This is a genomic window from Diaphorobacter sp. MNS-0, from assembly GCF_019602835.1.
GTDB classification, from domain to species: Bacteria; Pseudomonadota; Gammaproteobacteria; order Burkholderiales; family Burkholderiaceae_C; genus Diaphorobacter; species Diaphorobacter nitroreducens.
This window is the reverse complement of record NZ_CP080761.1, coordinates 1,105,550-1,119,746: the sequence shown is the minus strand read 5'-3', so window position 1 is coordinate 1,119,746 and position 14,197 is coordinate 1,105,550. Positions and strand designations below refer to the sequence as shown.

At 67.1% G+C, this 14,197-nt stretch carries 7 protein-coding genes; 3 read left to right on the top strand and 4 right to left on the bottom strand.

Annotation, left to right across the window (positions count from 1 at the left end):
- Positions 1 to 8 precede the first annotated feature (8 nt).
- Positions 9 to 4,844, bottom strand: a complete 4,836-nt coding sequence (locus K2L43_RS05360; protein WP_220638647.1) for a response regulator — start codon at positions 4,842 to 4,844, stop codon at positions 9 to 11.
- Positions 4,845 to 5,137: 293 nt separating this feature from the next.
- Here K2L43_RS05360 and K2L43_RS05355 point away from each other — a divergent pair, with 293 nt between their 5' ends.
- From K2L43_RS05355 to K2L43_RS05345, 3 genes are all read left to right on the top strand, one after another.
- Positions 5,138 to 7,009 carry a gamma-glutamyltransferase family protein gene (locus tag K2L43_RS05355; protein WP_172206493.1) on the top strand — a complete coding sequence of 624 codons (1,872 nt, stop codon included), beginning with the start codon at positions 5,138 to 5,140 and terminating at the stop codon, positions 7,007 to 7,009.
- Between the two features lie 326 nt (positions 7,010 to 7,335).
- A complete protein-coding gene (locus K2L43_RS05350) occupies positions 7,336 to 7,962 on the top strand; it encodes a TRAP transporter small permease subunit (RefSeq protein WP_220638646.1) in 627 nt (208 codons plus the stop codon).
- A gap of 21 nt (positions 7,963 to 7,983) precedes the next feature.
- On the top strand, positions 7,984 to 9,810 hold the full coding sequence (locus K2L43_RS05345; protein ID WP_220638645.1) for a TRAP transporter large permease subunit: 1,827 nt from the start codon (positions 7,984 to 7,986) through the stop codon (positions 9,808 to 9,810).
- A gap of 140 nt (positions 9,811 to 9,950) precedes the next feature.
- On the opposite strand, the gene K2L43_RS05340 is transcribed toward K2L43_RS05345, so the two are convergent.
- The 3 genes from K2L43_RS05340 to K2L43_RS05330 form a co-directional block, all read right to left on the bottom strand.
- The gene (locus tag K2L43_RS05340) at positions 9,951 to 11,033 is read right to left on the bottom strand and encodes a TRAP transporter substrate-binding protein (RefSeq protein ID WP_011804476.1); all 1,083 of its coding nucleotides are present in this window, start codon (positions 11,031 to 11,033) and stop codon (positions 9,951 to 9,953) included.
- 273 nt (positions 11,034 to 11,306) lie between these two features.
- Positions 11,307 to 13,196: a 1-deoxy-D-xylulose-5-phosphate synthase gene (gene dxs / locus K2L43_RS05335; RefSeq protein WP_220638644.1), complete on the bottom strand. Its 1,890-nt coding sequence runs from the start codon at positions 13,194 to 13,196 to the stop codon at positions 11,307 to 11,309.
- Positions 13,197 to 13,299: 103 nt separating this feature from the next.
- Positions 13,300 to 14,196 carry a polyprenyl synthetase family protein gene (locus tag K2L43_RS05330; protein ID WP_252102258.1) on the bottom strand — a complete coding sequence of 299 codons (897 nt, stop codon included), beginning with the start codon at positions 14,194 to 14,196 and terminating at the stop codon, positions 13,300 to 13,302.
- Position 14,197 lies beyond the last annotated feature (1 nt).

The window sequence follows — 14,197 nt, the reverse complement described above, 5'->3', positions numbered from 1 at the left end:
ATGGGGCGTCATTCCTCCGGGGCCGCCGGGCATGTCTCCAGCCGCCGCAGCGCGTCGTCATAGGCGAAGCTGCGCACGCTGCGCTCCAGCGCATCGAAGTCCGCACCCAGCAAGGCTGCCAGCCCAGCCGCGTTGCGCTGGAGGTAGTCGCCCGCGGCCGGGTCGTCCGCGCGCAGCAGCGTACGCAGCCCGCGCAGCAGCTGGACGGGCGTCTGCGGCGGCACGGTGGCCTCGCGAGCGTCCGCGCCCGGAGCTTGCCGGGCCCAGGCACCCAACGCCTGCAGCAAAGGCGCCATATGCTCTGACAGGACCGCCAGCAGGGGCTGGAGCGTTTCTGCCGGCGCCTGAGAGCGCAGCGCCTGCTCCAGTGCCTGCGCATGCCGCGACACCGGCTGCGCACCGAGGTTGGCGGCCACCGAGCGCAGCGTGTGCGCGGTGCGCTCGGCCAGTGCCCAGTCCTCCGCCTGTATGGCCGCCTGCAGGTTCTGGACGACGTCACTCTGGCTCAGCGCGAAGCGCTGCAACAGTTCGGCGTACAGCCCCGGCTTACCCGAAGCCCGCTTCAGGCCCAGCGCGGTATCCAGACCCGGCACGCCCTGTGGCAGGGCAGGCGCGAATGCAGGTGCCAGCGGCGCGTCCGCCGGGGGCGCGGGCGACTGCGACGCCGCCTCGGGGCGCGGCGACAGCCAGCGCACCAGCGTGGCCCACAGCACGTCGGGGTCGATGGGCTTGGGCACGTGGTCGTTCATGCCCGCGGCAAAGCAGCGCTCCCGGTCGGCCTGCATGGCATTGGCAGTCATGGCGATGATCGGCAGGCCGGCGTGGCGTGGGTCGGCACGCAGTTGCCGCGTGGCCGTTTCGCCATCCATCACGGGCATCTGCATGTCCATGAGCACCGCGTCGTACCGGCGCCGGTCGATGCATGCGATGGCCTCCTGGCCGTTGGACGCCACATCCACTTGCATGCCCGCATCGCGCAGCAGCTCCTGCGCCACGATCTGGTTGAGCTCGTTGTCTTCCACCAGCAGCACCACCGCGCCGCGCAGCACGGCGGGTGCGGCGCCGGACGCAGACCGCGGCAGCGGATGCACGTCCCACGCCTGGGCCATCGGCTGCATGAGCGTGTCGAACAACACCGACGCGCTCACCGGCTTGACGAGCACGTTGTCGATCCCCTCGCTGCGCGCGGCGTCCATCACATCGTCGCGCCCGTGCGCCGTAACCATCAACATCTGCGGGATATGCGCAAGGCCCAGTCCGCGAATGCGGCGCGCCAACTCGATCCCGTCCATGCCCGGCATGTGCCAGTCCAGCAGCAGCAGGCCGTAGGGGCGCTGCTCGGCCACCGCGTCGCGCAGTGCCTGCAGCGCCTGCACGCCCGAGTGCACCTGCGTGGCCTGCAGGCCCATGGTCTGCAGCATGTCCACCAGCACCTGGGCGGCGGTGTGGTTGTCGTCCACCACCAGCACCCGGCTGCCACGCCAATCGCTGCGCAACAGCGCACGGGGCAGGGGCTCGCCACGCTCCAGCGGCACGGTCACCCAAAAGGCCGAGCCATGCCCCAGCTCGCTGCGCACGCCTACCTCACCGCCCATCAACTCGGCCAGGCTCTTGCTAATGGCCAGGCCCAAGCCGGTCCCACCGTATCGGCGCGTGGTAGACGTGTCCGCCTGTTCAAAGCTCTGGAACAAGCGCTGCATCTGCTGCGGCGCGATGCCGATGCCCGTGTCGCGCACCTCGAAGCGCAGCCATACGCGCGCGCCCTCGTCGCGCTCCAGCCGCACCAGCAGATGGATCTCTCCTTGCTCGGTGAACTTAACGGCGTTATTGGCAAAGTTGATGAGGATCTGCCCCAGGCGCAACGCGTCGCCCACCAAGTGCTGCGGCACGTCGGGGGCCACATCCAGCACCAGCTCCAGCCCCTTGGCCGCCGCCTTGAAGCCCACCACGTCGGCCACGCCTTCCAGCATACGGTCCAGCGCGAAGGGGCTGCGCTCCACCACGAGCTTGCCGGCCTCGATCTTGGAGAAGTCCAGGATGTCGTTGATCACGCCCAGCAGATGCTGGCCCGCCTGCTGCATGCGCACCACGTAGCCGCTTTGGCGCGCATCCAGCCCCGACTTGAGGGCCAGGTGCGACATGCCGATGATCGCGTTGAGCGGCGTGCGGATCTCATGGCTCATGTTGGCCAGGAAACGCGACTTGAGCGCCGCCGTCTCCTCGGCCAGTTCCTTGGCGCGGCGCAGTTCCACTTCGGCGCGCTGGCGGTCGGAGACGTCCACGAAGGTGCCGATGACTCCGCCCGCCGAGCCGTCCGGGCGGTTGAACCCATGCAGCCAGAACATCGTGTGGTGCACCAGTCCATCGGCATACGGCATGGCCACCTCGCGGTGCACGGACTGCGCGCCCCGCAGCGCGGCCTCGGTATCCGCGTGCAGGCGTTCGCGCTCCAGCAAAGGCAGGAACTCCAGGTCCAGCACCGTCTTGCCGATGAAGTCTTCCGTATGGATGTCGAAGGCCTGGACATAGGCCCGGTTGAAACCCAGGTAGCGCCCCTGCGCGTCTTTGTAGAAGAGCGGCACCGGAATGGCATCGATCAGCGCCTGCTGGAAGGCGAGCTGCTCGGCCACGCGCGCCTCCAACATCTTCTGGTCATGCACATCCACCTGCACGCCGATGATGCGCGCGGCCTGTCCTGCTTCGTCGCGCACCACGCGCGCGGTACACAGGATCCAGCGCGTACTGCCATCGGCGCGCACGATGCGCCAGGAATCGCGCAGACGGCCGCCGCCCTGGCCGGCCTGTGCCTGCGCCAGCAGGCCTTGCACGCGCGCACGGTCTTCGGGATGGATCACATCCACCCACGCCTGGAACGGTCTCTCTGCGGCATGCCCGTCCTTTTGCGCCGGCAGCGACGCCGCGCCATACAGCTGCTCCAGTTGGGGCGACCACACCATGCGCTGCGTCAGCAGGTTGTAGTCGAACACGCCGATGTGCCCCGCCTCCTGCGCCAGCTCCAGCCGCGCGTTGGCTTCGCGCGTGGCAGCCTCGGCGCGCTGCGCCTCGGTCACGTCCTCGATCACCCACAGCGATGCGATCTGCACGCCTTCCATCTTCAGCCCGCGGCCCGCCATGCGCGCCGTGAACGACGTGCCGTCCGGACGCCGCAGCACGGCCTGCTCGCGCACCGAGCCACCGGCCAGAAGCATGGGAACGGTCCGTGCGGTGAAGGCGCCGTAGCCGGCCTCGCCTGCGAACAGCTCCTGTACCGGGGTTCCCGCCAGGGCATCGTCCAAGGAGCGCAGCAGTTCCGCCAGGGCGCGGTTGAACTGCCGTATCTGCCCGTCGCAGACGAGCACGATGGGCGGCGCGTTGTCAAAAAGCGCTGTCTGTTGTTCCAGCAGTTCGCTCAGGCGGCGCTCACGCCGCTCCAGTTCCTGCGCCGCCTCGATACGCGCGGTCACGTCCTGCTGCAGCCCCACGATCGCGATGCGCCGGCCCTTGGCGTCGAACACCGGCGACAGCGTGGCTTCCTCGTGGTACAGGGTGCCGTCCCGGCGCCGGTTCACGAAGCGTCCGCGCCAGGAATGGCCGGCCAGCAACCGGCTCCACATGTCCCGGTAAGTACCGGCGGGCGTGTGTTCGCTGGCGGCTATCGATGGCTTGCGCCCGCGCACTTCGCCCAGCGTGTAGCCGGTGTTGCGTTCGTACTGGGGATTGACCCACGCGATCACCCCTTCCGCATCGGTGATGACGATGGAAATGGGGCTGTTCTCCAGTGCCGCGCCCAGCACGGAAAAGCGCTGCATGCTCTCCGCCAGGCGGCGCCGGTTGCGCAGCGCGTCCAGCGCCATGGCACCCACGAGCGCGAAGAGCGCGAACGCGCCCCCTCCCACCATCCAGCGCAACCCCATGGGCATGATGGCACTCATGTCGTCCAGCAACACCAGCTGCCAGGGGCCCGCAGGGTCCTCCCAGTCCACGGCGCGGCGGCCCACGGCATAGCGCACGCCGTCGATCAGCGCTTCGCGGGAGTCGATGGAAAACGGCAGGGCCGACACCAGCCCGTTGTCGAAACGGCTGCCAAACTGGCGCGTGCTGCGCACCGCGTCGATGCGTTCCTGCGTCAGGGGCGCGGCCATGGCGTAGAGCCACTCCGGACGGGTGGAAGAGAACACCACGCCCTGCGGCGACATCAGCAGCACGGGATGCCCCGCCCGCGTGAGCAGGCGGTCGAAATGGGAGAACCCCACCTTGACGGTAACCACACCGATGACGGGACTGGACGGGGTATCGCTCTCATACAGCGGCGCTGCGTAATAGAGGCCGCGCTCCTGCGACGTGCCGCCCAGGGCGGCATATACGGACGCATTGCCCTGCAGGGCCTGCTGAAAATAGGGCCGATGTCCCAGCTGCGCACCGGTCGTGCGGTTACCGGCGGTGTCATGCGCTACCACCGTGCCGTCGCGCGCGATCACGTAGGCGCCATCCACCATGAAGCGGCCGCGGATGACGCCCAGGCGCGCCAGCACCGGCGGCGCATCGTAGGGCAGAAAGCCCTGCGCGGCAGCCTTGAGTGACGGCTCGCTCAAGCCAAGCAAGGTAACCATTCCCAGCAGCGGGCCGTTGCTGCTCTCGCCCAGCAGCGTCTGCTCCATGCCTTCCAGCAGCTGATTGCGTTCGTGTTGGCGCTGTTCCGAGCGCACCAGCGCGATCGCTTCCACTGCCAGCCAGGCACCCAGCGCCGCCAGCACGAGCACCCATACGGCGCCCCGCAGCCACCGGCCCTGGGGGTCGCGCAGCGAATCGCGCAGAACAGCCAGCCGTTCCTTGCGCTCAGGCATGGCCGTCAGGCTTGCCAAGGGGCCGAGCGAGCAGCCACACGTCGGGGGAGCTTTTCAAGGAAACCTCCATCAGCCCCGTGCTTCGGGGGGCGGTGCAAGATGCGTCACAGACGCGTGGTGCGCCGTGATCCAGTGGGTGCGCGGAGTATGTCAAAACGTAACTATTTTCGCCATCCTGCATGACACTTATCCACCACCTGCCAACAGCAGCGTACCAGCATGTAACAGCGGGAGCGTGTGACCTTTCTGCCCAGTACGATGGCCCGGATCACGCCACCACCAAGGAGACCCCGATGCGACCGTACCTGCGCGCCCAACGTATGACCGCCTCTGTCGTCGCCGCCCTCGCGGTGGTGACGCTGGCGGCCTGCTCCAGCCCCCCCGCCGCATTCCACTACCAGGTGCCGCAACAGCCCGAGGGCTCTTCCGGCTACACGGAGAAGCCCGGCTGGGCTACCGAGCGCTTCGCGGTGGCAGCCGCCAATCCGCTGGCGACCGACGCCGGCTACCAGGTGCTGAAGGCAGGCGGCTCGGCGCTGGATGCGGCCATCGCGGTACAGATGGTGCTTACCCTCGTGGAACCGCAGTCCAGTGGCATCGGCGGCGGCGCGTTCCTGCTGCACGCGGCTGGCAGCAAGGTCGAGGCCTACGACGGGCGCGAGACCGCCCCCGCGGCCGCCACGGAGAACCTGTTCATTGGCGCCAATGGCAAGCCCATGGCCTTCCATGACGCTGTGGTGGGCGGGCGCTCGGTCGGCGTGCCGGGTACGGTGCGCATGCTGGAGCAGGCCCACAAGGAACACGGCAAGCTTGCCTGGGCCACACTGTTCGAGCCCGCCATCCAGTTGGCGGAACAGGGCTTCAAGGTCAGTGCGCGCCTGCACACCTTGCTGGCCAATGAGAAGTTCCTCGCGCAGGACCCCGTGGCGCGTGCCTATTTCTTCGATGCCGCCGGCCAACCCTGGCCCGTGGGGCACACGCTCAAGAATCCTGAGCTGGCGAGCGTGCTGCGTGCCATAGCCAGGAACGGCTCCAAGGCGCTGCTGGAAGGGGAAGTGGCCCAGGCCATCGTGGCCAAGGTCCAGGGCCACGCAGGCAATCCCGGCGGGCTCAGCCTGGCCGACTTGGCAGGCTATCAGCCCAAGAAACGGGAGGCCTTGTGCTCCGACTACCAGATCGGCGCTAAAGCCTATCGCGTCTGCGGCTTTCCGCCGCCCAGTTCCGGCGCCATTGCCGTGGCGCAGATCCTGGGCATCCTGAAGAACACCGATGCCACGACCATGCCGTTGCAGGAGGGCCCCCAAGGTTCCGCCGACCCGCTGGGCCCGCTGCCCACGGCCGACTGGCTCTATCTGTACAACGAAGCCGCCCGCCTGGCCTTCGCCGACCGCGCGCAATACGTGGCCGACCCCGATTTCGTGCGCCCCCCTGCCGGCAGCTGGATGAGCCTGCTGGAGCCGGCCTACCTCGCCAGCCGCGCACGCCTCATCCAGCCGCAGAGCATGAAGGTGGCCCAGCCCGGAACCCCCGGCGGGGCGCAGACCAGCATGGCGCCCATGCCCGACCAGCCGGAATACGGCACCAGCCACATCAGCGTCGTCGATGCCCGGGGCAATGCCGTCGCCATGACCACCACCATCGAAGACCAGTTCGGCTCCCGCCAGATGGTCAGCACCAGCAGCGCGCGCAGCGGGGGCTTCCTACTCAACAACGAACTGACCGACTTCAGCTTTGCGCCGCGCGACGCCCAGGGCCGCCCCATCGCCAACCGCGTCGAGCCGGGCAAGCGTCCCCGCTCGTCCATGGCGCCCACACTGGTGTTTGACAAGGCGTCCGGGCGTCTGCTGATGAGCGGAGGCAGCCCGGGCGGCGCGCTCATCATCCACTACACCGCCAAGACGATCTACGGGATCTTCAACTGGGGCCTGACGCCGCAGCAGGCGATCAATCTGCCCAACTTCGGCAACCTCAACGGCCCCACCCTGCTGGAGGAAAAGCGCTTCACCTCCACCACGATCGACAACCTGCGCGCACGCGGCGCGGAAGTGCGCGAGATGAACATGACCAGTGGCCTGCAGGCCATTACGCGCAGCGAAGTGCATGGCAAACCCATGTGGCTGGGCGGAGCGGACCCGCGGCGCGAAGGCGTGGTCATGGGCGACTGAAAGCCCGATCCCCCCCCTGGCGACGCACGGGCGATGCGTCGCCCTTCGTGCGGCAGCGCGTGGACCGCCTGCGCTATTGCGTGCGCCGTTTTCTCCCATTTTCATAGCAGCGCAACGCCCCTGCCCCTGCGGGGGCAGGCTAAACCCTTTACCTGGCGAGGCTGCGTGACTTCGTAGAATGTCACCTTTGTAAGGACGTGTGCGCGGCGCCGCCGACCGTGCCCTGCCTACCGACGGCAGCGTCAGCGTTCTGCAAATCGATCTGACCCATGCCCCACCCCGCGTGCGGACAGACACGCGCACCCAGCCATCTTCTTGGAGACACCATGCAGGCTTTACTTTCACTGTCGCGGGCCATCGACAGGCTCAACGCGTTCGTGGGCAAGTATTCAATCTGGCTCATCTTCGCATCCACTTTCATCAGTGCCGCCAACGCCATCGTGCGCAAGGCGTTCGACACGAGTTCCAACGCCTTTCTGGAAGTGCAGTGGTACCTGTTCGCATGGTCTTTCCTGATCGCCGCCGGCTGGACGCTGCTCAACCGCGAGCACGTGCGCATCGACGTGGTCAACAGCCGCTTGCCCAAGAAGGTGCAGGTGTGGATCGACATCGTCGGCTTTGCGCTCTTTCTCACCCCGCTGTGCATCACCATCCTGTACCTGAGCATGCCGGTCGTGATCCAGATGTACCAGTCGGGTGAAGTGTCCGGCAATCCTGGCGGCCTGATCCGCTGGCCCGTATGGGTGGCGATTCCCGTCGGTATCACGCTGCTGATGCTGCAGGGCTGGTCCGAACTCATCAAGCGCATCGCTTTCCTGCGTGGCCAGGGGCCCGATCCCATGGGCAAGCTCAGCGACAAGAGCGCTGAAGAAGAACTGGCCGAGGCGCTGCGCGCCGAAGCTGAGAGAAAGCAGGAGCAGGCCCTGTCCGCCGTTCCCGCCGCGCAACGCTGATCTGCCCCAGGAAAGCATTTCATGGAATTCATCACAAGCAATTACGCCCCCGTCATGTTCGGGGGCCTGATCATCTTCCTGCTGCTGGGCTTCCCCGTGGCGTTCAGCCTGGGCGCCTGCGGCCTGCTGTTCGGCTTCCTGGGGATCGAGCTGGGGGTCTTTCCTTCGTCCGTGATGGCCTGGCTGCCGCAGCGCCTGATCGGCATCATGGCCAACGACACGCTGCTGGCGGTGCCCTTCTTCACGCTCATGGGCCTGATCATGGAGCGCAGCGGCATGGCGGAGGACCTGCTCGACACGGTGGGCCAGGTGTTCGGCCCTTTGCGCGGCGGCCTGGCGCTGGCGGTGGTTTTCGTGGGCGCGCTGCTGGCGGCCACCACCGGTGTGGTGGCGGCCTCGGTGATCTCCATGGGCCTGATCTCGCTGCCCATCATGCTGCGCTACGGCTACGACCGGCGGCTCGCCAGCGGTGTGATTGCCGCATCCGGCACCCTGGCCCAGATCATTCCCCCATCACTGGTGCTGATCCTGATGGCCGACCAGCTCGGCCGCAGCGTGGGCGAGATGTACAAGGGTGCATTCGTGCCCGCCTTCATCCTCGTCGGCCTCTACGTGCTGTGGGTGGTCATCCTGGCCATCTTCAAGCCCCAGTCCGTACCCGCCCTGCCACCCGAGGCGCGCATCTACCGTGAAGACAATGGCAGCTCCGGCTATGCCTCGCTGGCCGTCGTGATGGGCATCTCCACGGCAGCATCGATCTTCCTGGCCGCTCACATGGCCGACGTGCATACGTGGTGGACAGGCACCGAGGTGCTGGACGTGCCGACCGATGAGAAGGTCGTCACCGCCATGTGCGGCGGCACCTTCATCGCGTTCGTCATCGCGAGCATCAACCGCGTGCTCAAGCTGGGCATGCTCTCCCGTCTGGCCGAGCGCGTGACCTTCGTGCTGATTCCGCCACTGCTGCTGATCTTCCTGGTGCTGGGCACCATCTTCCTGGGCATTGCCACACCGACCGAAGGCGGCGCCATGGGTGCCATGGCGGCGCTGGTCATGGGCTTCGCGCGCCGGCGCCTGGACATGCCCCTGCTCAAGCAGGCGCTGGGCGCCACTACGCGCCTGGCCAGCTTCGTGATGTTCATCATGATCGGCGCCACCACGTTCAGCCTGGTGTTCCAGGCGGCCGACGGCCCGAAGTGGGTGGAGCACCTGCTGGCCAGCCTGCCCGGCGGACAGGTGGGCTTCCTGATCGTGGTGAACCTCATGATCTTCTTTCTGGCGTTCTTCCTGGACTACTTCGAGCTGTCCTTCATCGTGGTGCCGCTGCTGGGACCCGTCGCCGACAAGATGGGCATCGATCTGATCTGGTTCGGCGTGCTGCTGGCGATGAACATGCAGACCTCGTTCATGCACCCGCCTTTCGGCTTCGCGCTATTCTTCCTGCGCTCGGTGGCCCCGGACAAGCCCTACATCGACCGGGTGACGCACAAGGCCATCCAGCCCGTGACCACCATGCAGATCTACAAGGGCGCCATTCCCTTCGTCCTGATCCAGCTGATCATGGTGAGCCTGCTCATCACCTTCCCGTCCCTGGTGACGGGCAGCCTGGACAAAAAGGTGGAAGTGAACATGGAAGCGGTGGGCGCGCAAATGATGGATGCGCTCCAGGATGCGGAGAGCTACGGTGCGCCAGGCAACGACCCGTTCGCATCGCAGCCCGCTCCAGACGCCGAGCAGGCCCCGGCACCGGCACCGGAGGGCGAGTTGGCACCCCCTGCCGACGGCGGCTACGGCTCGGACGACCCAGCCAAGGCGCTGCAGGACGCCATGGGCTCGGGCAGCAAGTAAGCCGTCTCAACCCCACTAAAAAGCCCCGGTACGCCGGGGCTTTTTTAGTTTGCGCGGGCAACAAAAAAAGCCGCAGGGAACTGCGGCCTCGTTGGATTGGTCGCAAGCCGCCGCCGCAAGGGCAGCAGCCCGCCACGCGATCAGATCTTCACACTGTTCATGTACTGGTTGAACGGGAACTCCGAGAAGCGGTTCCACAGGATCTGGTCACGCTGGAAGGCGCGCATGTCCTGGTGGATCTTCTTGAACTCGGGCGACTTGGCCTCGTGCTCGGCAAACACTTCCATCGACGCCTTGAAGCCGGCGTCCATGATCGCCTTGGGGAACGCCTTGAGCTGCGTCTTGTTGGCCACCAGGTTCTTGATGGCGCGCGGATTGAACACCTGGTACTTGGCGGTCATGTCGGCAGCGGCCACGCGGGTGGCTGCGTCCAGGATCGCCTTGTGCTCGGGCGACAGGGCGTTGTACTTCTTGATGTTGATGAAGAACTCCAGATCAGCGGAGCCTTCCCACCAGCCGGGATAGTAGTAGTACGGCGCCACCTTGTTGAAGCCCAGCTTTTCATCGTCGTACGGGCCAACGAACTCCACGGCGTCCAGCGTGCCCTTCTCGAGCGCCTGGTACACGTCGCCGGCGGGCATGTTCTGCGCCACCACGCCCAGCTTGGCCATGGCCTCGCCGAACACGCCGCCGCCCAGGCGCATCTTCAGGCCCTTGAGGTCAGCGACGGTCTTGATTTCCTTGCGGTACCAGCCGCCCATCTGGGTGGTGGTGTTGCCGGCGCTGGCGGTCTTGAAGTTGTACTTCTCGAAGAAGGCATCCAGGTACTTGCGGCCGTTGCCGTGGTCCTTCCAGGCGGCCATCTGCAGCGTGGTCAGGCCGAAGGGCACGGCGCAGCTGAAGGCGAACACGGGGTCCTTGCCGGTGAAGTAGTAGGCGGCCGTCTGGGCCATATCGATGGTGTCGCCCTGCAGCGCATCCACCACGCCAAACGCGGGCATCAGCTCGCCGGCGGGGTGCACCGAGATCTCGAACTTGCCGCCCGACATCGCCTTGACGGCCTGGGACAATTTTTCTGCACTGCCAAAGATCGTGTCCAGCGACTTGGGGAAGCTGGAGGCAAGGCGCCAGCGAACGGCGGCCTGGGCATGCACTGCGGGTGCAACCCCGGCTGCGAGTACGCCAGCCAAACCGGCCTGCTTGATGATTGAGCGACGATCCATGGACAAATTCTCCGAAATGATGAAGCAAACAAACAGTAACGCGGTTGAGTGTACGCGCCGCTGAATCCCGCCGATGAGCGGAGGTAAATTGTAAAAACGCGGGTTGCCGGCCCCGTTGCGGGTTTCCCCTGAAAAATCCGCGAATGGCGCGTATTACTCGGCCGGGCAAGGAGCAGCGCAGGCCTCCGCGATGGGCGGCACAGGCGCCGCGACGCATCCCAGCGGCACGCTGCCGCGGGGTGACTGCATTGTTGTGAAGGGAAGGAAAGCGCGTCAGGCCGCTGCCAGCGCCTGCTCGCCCGGCAATGCGCCGAAGCGCTCGGTGATGGAGCGCTGCATGCCAGCGGCGTCCAGCCCCTGCAGGGCCAGCAGCTTGGCCGGGTCGCCATGCTCGATGAACGCGTCGGGCAGGCCCAGTTGCAGCAAGGGGCGCTGCACGCCTGCGGCGGCCAGCGCCTCGGCCACGGCACTGCCGGCGCCGCCCATGATGCAGCCCTCCTCGACGGTGACCAGCGCATCGTGCTCCGCTGCCACCTGAAGCAGCAGCTGCGTATCCAGCGGCTTGGCCCAGCGCATGTTCACCACCGTAGCGTCCAGCGCCTCGGCCGCCTGCAGCGCCGGGTACAGCAGCGTGCCGAAAGCCAGGATGGCAATGCGCCGGCCCTTGCGACGCACCTCGCCCTTGCCGAAGGGCAGCCCCTCCAGATCGGGCAGCGGCGCCACGCCCACGCCCGCGCCGCGCGGGTAACGCACGGCCACAGGGTGGTCTTGCTCGTAGGCGGTGGTGAGCAGTTGGCGGCATTCGCGCTCGTCGGCCGGGCAGGCCATGCTCATGTTCGGAATGCAGCGCACGAAGGCGATGTCATACGCGCCGGCGTGCGTGGCGCCGTCCGCACCCACCAGGCCCGCACGGTCCAGGGCAAACACCACGGGCAGGTTCTGCAGCGCCACGTCGTGGATGAGCTGGTCATAGGCGCGCTGCAGGAAGGTCGAGTAGATCGCCACCACCGGCTTCACCCCCTCGCACGCCATACCGGCGGCAAAGGTCACGGCGTGCTGCTCGGCGATGCCCACGTCGTAGTAGCGCTCGGGAAAGCGCTGGTGGAACTCCACCATGCCCGACCCCTCGCGCATGGCGGGCGTGATACCCACCAGGCGCTCGTCCTTCTCGGCCATGTCGCACAGCCACTGGCCAAAGACCTGCGTGAAGCTCTGCTTGGGCGGCGTGGCCGGTTTCACCAGGCCCACGCGCGGATCGAACTTGCCCGGGCCGTGGTAGGCCACCGGGTCGGCCTCGGCCAGCTTGTAGCCCTGGCCCTTCTTGGTGACCACGTGCAGGAACTGCGGGCCCTTGAGGCCGCGGATGTTTTCCAGCGTAGGAATCAGCGAGTCCAGATCGTGCCCATCAATGGGGCCGATGTAGTTGAAGCCGAACTTCTCGAACAGCGTGGCCGGCACCACCATGCCCTTGGCCTGCTGCTCCAGGCGCTTGGCCAGCTCCAGCAGCGGCGGCGCGTTCTTGAGCACGCTCTTGCCCACGTCGCGTGCCTTGGCGTAGAACTGTCCGCTCATGAGCTGCGCCAGGTAGCGGTTCAGCGCGCCCACGGGCGGGCTGATGCTCATGTCGTTGTCGTTCAGGATCACCAGCAGGTTGGCGTCGGCCACGCCGGCGTTATTCAGCGCCTCGAAGGCCATGCCGGCGGTCATGGCGCCGTCGCCGATGATGGCTACACAGCGGCGTTCGTCGCCGCGCTGCTTGGCCGCCAGCGCCATGCCCAGCGCCGCGGAGATGCTGGTGGACGAGTGCGCGGTGCCAAAGGTGTCGTATTCGCTCTCGGCGCGCTGCGGAAAGCCCGACAGGCCGCCCAGCTGGCGCAGCGAGGGCATGCGGTCGCGCCGCCCGGTCAGGATTTTGTGCGGGTAGGTCTGGTGGCCCACGTCCCACACCAGCCGGTCGCGCGGCGTGTCGAACACGGCGTGCAGCGCCACGGTCAGCTCCACCGTGCCCAGGTTGGACGACAGATGCCCGCCGGTCTTGGACACGCTCTCCAGCACGAAGGCGCGCAGCTCCGTAGCCAGTGCCTTGAGCTCGGCACGGGGCAGCCGGCGCAGGTCGGCGGGATCGTTCACGCGCTCAAGCAGCGGATAGTTCGTCGTGGACATATGCTATGTTTTTAGTAGCTGCTAGCGCTTGATGAACAAGCGCTAGAGGCCAATTTGATTCATAAAAAGACACCAGCCCCGCCATGCGCAGCCTTGCCCATCATCAATGCGAACGGCGCACCACCATGTCGGCCAACGCCGCCAACGCCCGCGTGTCGGTCAGGCCGCTGGCGGCCAACGCCGCCAGTGCCTGCGCGCGCAGGGCTTCGGCATGCGCGCGCGCGGCCTCCAGCCCCATCAGCGAGACATAGGTCGGCTTGTCGCTCGCGGCGTCCTTGCCGGCGGTCTTGCCCAGTGTGGCGGAGTCCTGGGTCACGTCCAGCACGTCGTCCACCACCTGGAAGGCCAGCCCCATGGCTGCGCCGTAGTCGCTCAGCGCGCGCAGCGTGCCCTCCGGGGTCTGGCCGCAGACCGCGCCCATCACCACGCTGGCCTGCAGCAGCGCGCCCGTCTTCAGGCGATGCATCTGACGCAACTGGTCTTCAGACAGCTGCAGGCCCACGCTGGCCAAGTCGATGGCCTGCCCGCCGGCCATGCCGTCGGCACCTGCGGCGCGGGCCAGCTCACGGCACAGCCGCGCCTGCATGGCCGGCGGTACCCCCTCCTCGGGTGTGAGCAGCTCAAATGCCAGCGCCTGCAGTGCGTCGCCCGCCAGCAGTGCACGCGCTTCGCCAAAGCGCACATGCACCGTGGGCTTGCCGCGGCGCATCACATCGTTGTCCATGCAGGGCATGTCGTCATGCACCAGCGAATAGGCGTGGATCAGCTCCACCGCGCAGGCGGCGCGCAGGGCGGCCTGCGCGTTTCCACCGACGGCCTCGCAAGCGGCCAGCACCAGCAGCGGGCGCAGGCGCTTGCCGCCATCCAGCACGGCATAGCGCATGGCCTCGCCCAGGCCTGCGGGCGCATCGGGGCACACCCAGTGGGACAGGGCGTCCTCGACCCGCGCAAGCTGCGCGCGCATCCAGCCATCGAAGTCGAACACAGGTACGGCGGACATG

Excerpts from the sequence above, each read along its gene's own strand:
- K2L43_RS05360 (WP_220638647.1), bottom strand. The coding sequence starts at position 4,844 with ATGCCTGAGCGCAAGGAACGGCTGGCTGTTCTGCGCGATTCGCTGCGC.
- K2L43_RS05355 (WP_172206493.1), top strand. The coding sequence starts at position 5,138 with ATGCGACCGTACCTGCGCGCCCAACGTATGACCGCCTCTGTCGTCGCC.
- K2L43_RS05350 (WP_220638646.1), top strand. The coding sequence starts at position 7,336 with ATGCAGGCTTTACTTTCACTGTCGCGGGCCATCGACAGGCTCAACGCG.
- K2L43_RS05345 (WP_220638645.1), top strand. The coding sequence starts at position 7,984 with ATGGAATTCATCACAAGCAATTACGCCCCCGTCATGTTCGGGGGCCTG.
- K2L43_RS05340 (WP_011804476.1), bottom strand. The coding sequence starts at position 11,033 with ATGGATCGTCGCTCAATCATCAAGCAGGCCGGTTTGGCTGGCGTACTC.
- dxs (WP_220638644.1), bottom strand. The coding sequence starts at position 13,196 with ATGTCCACGACGAACTATCCGCTGCTTGAGCGCGTGAACGATCCCGCC.
- K2L43_RS05330 (WP_252102258.1), bottom strand. The coding sequence starts at position 14,196 with ATGTCCGCCGTACCTGTGTTCGACTTCGATGGCTGGATGCGCGCGCAG.